The following is a 3171-nucleotide window of genomic DNA, read 5'->3' as shown; positions in this document are numbered from 1 at the left end:
CGCACGGGGCGAGTGCCGCCTCCTTCGCGGTGCTCACAGCCAAGCTCGACTACCTGGACGAGGCCGACGTGCGCCGCGTGCGCGAGGCCTACCGCTTCGCCGACCAGGCCCACCTGGGCCAGTTCCGTGCCAGCGGCGAGCCCTACATCACGCACCCGATCGCGGTCGCCGGCCTGTGCGCCGACTGGAAGCTCGATGCCCAGGCCATCATGGCCGCGCTGATGCACGACGCGATGGAAGACTGCGGCGTGACCAAGGCAGAGCTGGTCGAGCGCTTCGGCACACCCACCGCCGACATCGTCGACGGCCTGACCAAGCTCGACAAGCTGCAGTTCTCCACCCGCGAGGAGTCGCAGGCCGAGTCCTTCCGCAAGATGCTGCTGGCGATGGCGCGCGACGTGCGCGTCATCCTGATCAAGCTCGCCGACCGCATGCACAACATGCGCACGATGGGCGCCATGGCGCAGAACAAGCGCGGCCGCATCGCCCGCGAGACGCTGGAGATCTATGCGCCGATCGCGCACCGGCTCGGGCTGAACCAGTGCTACCGCGAGCTGCAGGAGCTGTCGTTCAGCTTCCTGCAGCCGTGGCGCCACGCGGCGCTGTCGCGCGCCGTGGACAAGGCCCGCGGCCACCGCCGTGACATGGTCGAGCGGGTGCGCGAGGAGGTCGAGATCTCGCTGACGCAGGCCGAGGTGCCGGCGCAGGTCTATGGTCGCGAGAAGACCGTGCACTCGATCTACACCAAGATGCGCGAGAAGCACCTCAGCTTCGCGCAGATGAGCGACATCTTCGGCTTCCGGCTCGTCGTGGCGACCTTGCCGGAGTGCTACCTGGCGCTGGGTGTGCTGCACCAGCTGTACAAGCCGGTGCCGGGCCGCTTCAAGGACTACATCGCCATCCCCAAGGCCAATGGCTACCAGTCGCTGCACACCACGGTGGTGAGTCCGGTCGGTACGGCCGTGGAGTTCCAGATCCGCACGGCGGCGATGCATGCGGTGGCGGAGGCCGGCATTGCCGCGCACTGGATGTACAAGACCGGCGGCGGCAGCGAGCCGCCGGACACCAAGCACCTCGGCACCATGTGGCTGCAGTCGCTGGTCGATATCCAGAGCGAGACGCGCGACTCGGCCGAGTTCCTCGAGCACGTCAAGATCGACTTGTTCCCGGAATCGATCTACCTCTTCACGCCCAAGAGCAAGATCCTGGCGCTGCCGCGGGGCGCCACGCCGGTGGACTTCGCCTACGCGATCCACTCGCGGGTGGGCGACCACTGCGTCGCGGCGCGGGTCAATGGCGAGCCGGTGGCGCTGCGCACCGAGCTGAACTCGGGCGACGTGGTCGAGATCATCACGGCCCCGTCGGCGCGTCCCAATCCGGCCTGGCTCAACTTCGTGCGCACCGGCAAGGCACGCTCCAAGATCCGCCATTACCTGAAGAACATGGAGGCCGAGGAGTCGTATGACCTGGGCCTCAAGCTGCTGGCGCAGGCGCTGCGCACCGAAGGGCTGCAGCTGCCGGGCGTCGATGACAGCAGTCTCAGCGAGGCGGACGCGACGCTGTGGCAATCGCTGGTGCGCTGGAGTGGCAACCGCAACCGGCGCGAGCTGCTCACCGACATCGGCCTGGGCCGCAAGATCGCCGTCATCGTGGCCAAGCGCCTGGCACGCAAGATGGTCGAGCAGGGCCGGCGTCCCGACGCGCTGACACTCAGCATGGGCCGCTACGCCACCGACCAGGAAGCGCCGACCCAGGGCACCGTCGTCATCGACGGCAGCGAGAACGCCACCATCCAGCTCGCCACCTGCTGCCAGCCGATCCCGGGCGACGAGATCGTCGGCTACCTCGGCCGTGGCGAAGGGCTCACGGTGCACACCAGCGACTGCTCGGTGGGCAAGCGCCACTTCGAGCGCGACCCCGAGCGCTGGCTGGGCGTCGAGTGGGCCGAGCAGCCGGCGCGGACCTTCCGCACCGCGGTGGCCGTGCTGGTGCACAACGGCAAGGGCGTGCTGGCCGAGGTGGCGCAGGCCGTGAGCCATGCCGAAGCCGACATCGCCCACATCGACATGGACCCGACCCGCGCAGACGAGACCTCCGAGCTGAAGCTCACGCTCGCGGTGCGCGACCGGCAGCATCTGGCGGATGTGCTGCGCGTGGTGCGGCGCTGCCCGTCGGTGGTGCGCGTGTCCCGCGTCAAGCCCTGAAGTTCCGGACCCGGCTCAAGCCACGTCCGGTGCAGGGTAGTGCACGGCCACCACCTCCAGCCGCTGCAGCCCGCCTGGCGTCATCAGCTGCACCTCGTCGCCCTCGCGCGCCTTGATCAGCGCGCGGGCAATCGGCGCCACCCAGCTCACCTCGCCGTTCAGGTTGTCGGCCTCGTCGATGCCCTTGATGGTGATGGTGTGCTCCACCCCATCGCCGTCGGCGTAGGTGACCGTGGCGCCGAAGAAGATCTGGTCCTTGCCATGGTGCGCCGACGGGTCCGCCACTTCGGCGATGTCCAGACGCCGCGTCAGGTAGCGGATGCGGCGGTCGATCTCGCGCAGACGCTTCTTGCCATAAAGGTAATCCCCATTCTCCGAGCGGTCGCCGTTCTTGGCGGCCCACGACACGATCTCCACCACCCGCGGCCGCTCTTCGTCTAGCAGTTGCATCAGCTCGGCGCGCAGGCTGCGCCAGCCTTGCGGGGTCATGTAGTTTCGTGTACCGGCCGGCAGCGGGGGCAGACCGTTCGCGGGCTCATCGTCGTCGTTGTCCGACGCTTCAGGCTGAAATGCTTTGCTCATGATCAGAATTGCGGGATCATCGGTACTGTTTGGTCCCGCGATTGCGGGGTTTGTGGTGCACGGCCATCACACTGGATGTGCGGAATTCGTAATTGGGTAGCGAAATACGTCACACTTTGAAACGTCCGGTCCTACAGCAGGGGAAGTGACATGCCGATGACCTTGGCACGTCACAGAAGAAATAAGTGCTGGAGACCTGCGAATCCGATCAACTGACGTTGGCTGGTTCGCCCGATAGGTATTTTTGAGGACCCCCTGCCATGTCCCGTCCCCATTTTGCTCAAGATCCGATGGACCCATTGTTGACCACCCGCGAGGCCGCCCAGCGATTGGGTGTGTCGCTGCGCACCGTCCAGCTCTGGGTCGAAGCAGGAACCCTGCCCGC

At 67.0% G+C, this 3171-nt stretch carries 3 protein-coding genes; 2 read left to right on the top strand and 1 reads right to left on the bottom strand.

The window, feature by feature from the left end:
• A partial coding sequence (locus AB3X43_RS06740; protein WP_369429093.1) for a RelA/SpoT family protein occupies nucleotides 1-2204 on the top strand: 2204 nt, incomplete at its 5' end.
• A gap of 15 nt (nucleotides 2205-2219) precedes the next feature.
• Here the strand turns inward: AB3X43_RS06740 and greB are convergent.
• Entirely contained in the window at nucleotides 2220-2786 is a 567-nt protein-coding gene (gene greB / locus AB3X43_RS06735) for a transcription elongation factor GreB (protein WP_369429092.1), read from the bottom strand.
• A gap of 260 nt (nucleotides 2787-3046) precedes the next feature.
• Here greB and AB3X43_RS06730 point away from each other — a divergent pair.
• On the top strand, nucleotides 3047-3171 hold a 125-nt coding region (locus AB3X43_RS06730), incomplete at its 3' end, for an excisionase family DNA-binding protein (RefSeq protein WP_369429094.1).

The sequence above is a fragment of the Sphaerotilus sp. genome (assembly GCF_041083715.1).
Classification (GTDB): Bacteria; Pseudomonadota; Gammaproteobacteria; order Burkholderiales; family Burkholderiaceae_C; genus Sphaerotilus.
Note: the sequence above shows the minus strand (reverse complement) of the source record. Positions and strands in the feature narration are given on the sequence as shown.

Excerpts from the sequence above, each read along its gene's own strand:
- greB (WP_369429092.1), bottom strand. The coding sequence starts at position 2,786 with ATGAGCAAAGCATTTCAGCCTGAAGCGTCGGACAACGACGACGATGAG.